Annotated in this window: 2 protein-coding genes; one reads left to right on the forward strand and one right to left on the reverse strand. The window is 46.8% G+C overall.

The genetic code is table 11. The annotated features are described in order from the left end of the window. Positions 1–1083 (forward strand): NAD(P)/FAD-dependent oxidoreductase (locus tag A3738_RS05475; protein WP_156503993.1); only part of this gene is annotated, 1083 nt, incomplete at its 5' end. Here A3738_RS05475 and A3738_RS30645 read toward each other — a convergent pair. Beyond that, the coding region (locus A3738_RS30645) for a hypothetical protein (protein WP_197473627.1) at positions 1080–1563 on the reverse strand (484 nt) is incomplete at its 5' end. The two genes, A3738_RS05475 and A3738_RS30645, sit on opposite strands and share 4 nt — an antisense overlap.

Genomic DNA, 1563 nt, shown 5'->3' on the forward strand with positions numbered 1-1563 from the left:
CGTGTTGAGGTAAACGGCGAAACAATTGCCGCTCAAAATATCGTCATTGCGACGGGCGCTCGTCCGACCATGCCAACTATCGAAGGGCTCAATACTGAACTGGCATACAATTCAGATACGATTTGGAATCTTCGTACACCACCAAAATCTATGGTTGTCGTTGGAACAGGCCCGATCGGCTGCGAACTCGCTCAAAGCTTCCATCGTTTAGGTGTGAACGTCACCTTGGTAGGTCGCGACATGCGCCTATTGCCAAAAGAAGATGAAGATATGTCTTCGCTCGTACTGGCGAAAATGCGCGATGAAGGCATGAATATTTTACTTGGCCATTCTGTTGTCCGCGCTAAAGACACTACTGATAGCTCGCAGCAGCTACTCGTTCTCGACGCTGGCGAACAATCCAAAGAGATCGAATTTGACTGCGTGTTGTTTGCTGTTGGTCGTACAGCGAATACCCGAGGTTTTGGTCTTGAAGAACTAGGTATCGAAAATTCAGAAAACAGCACGATTGAGGTCAACGAATATCTTCAAACTAAATATCCAAACATCTATGCCTGCGGTGATGTTGCTGGTCCTTATCAGCTTACGCATGCAGCTTCGCATCAAGCATGGTATGCATCGGTGAACGCCCTATTTGGCACACTGAAACGCTTTAAAGCAGATTATCGCGTGATTCCTTGGGCGACCTTCACCGACCCTGAAATCGCGCGAGTAGGCTTAAGCGAAGATGAAGCAAAACAAGCTAACATCGAATATGACGTGCACCGCTACGGGATTGATGACTTAGATCGCGCCATTGCCGATAGCGTCGATTATGGTCAAGTAAAAGTGCTGACAGAAAAAGGCAAAGACAAAATACTAGGCGCTTGCATTGTCGGACATCATGCTGGCGACTTGATCACCGAGTTCGTGACGGGCATGAAGCATAATCTTGGCTTAAACAAACTTCTGGGAACGATCCATATTTATCCTACCCTAGCGGAATCGAATAAATACTTAGCCGGAGAATGGAAACGCGCTAGCGTTAAACCGAGCACTCTAAAGCTGGTAGAACGATTCCACCAATGGCGTCGAGGTGCTTAGATAATACTCGGTAGAATTGCCCCTACGACAATACTGCCGGAAGCCACAAAACAACATGCACCGAAAGCTTGCGACATACGAACACGAACAGCTTGCTTTCGGTCATAGAAACTCTTACGCCATTGGTTGAAAGCCGTTGGCTCACGCAAACAATAGCGCACGTCACCGTTTTCAATATCAAGCGTTTGTAGGTTCTCTGTTTCGTCTTGCTCTCGTTTAAAACGAACGATCACAAATAAGCAAACTGCAACAACGAACGACGCAATAATAATGTGCATCAAACCGATGCCTGAATCAGGAACAAGTGCTGAAATCAACATACCGCTAACAAGCAGGCTCAACATCAAACTTAATGCGACAAAAGTACGGCAATTACGCGAGTGACTTCTGCGTGACTTAGATACGTGAAGCTTAATTTTGTCGCCAATATGGAAGCGATCAGCCGCTTCAGGGTCGATACAAGTGAAGCTTACAGGGCCG

The organism is Oleiphilus sp. HI0066, assembly GCF_001635725.1.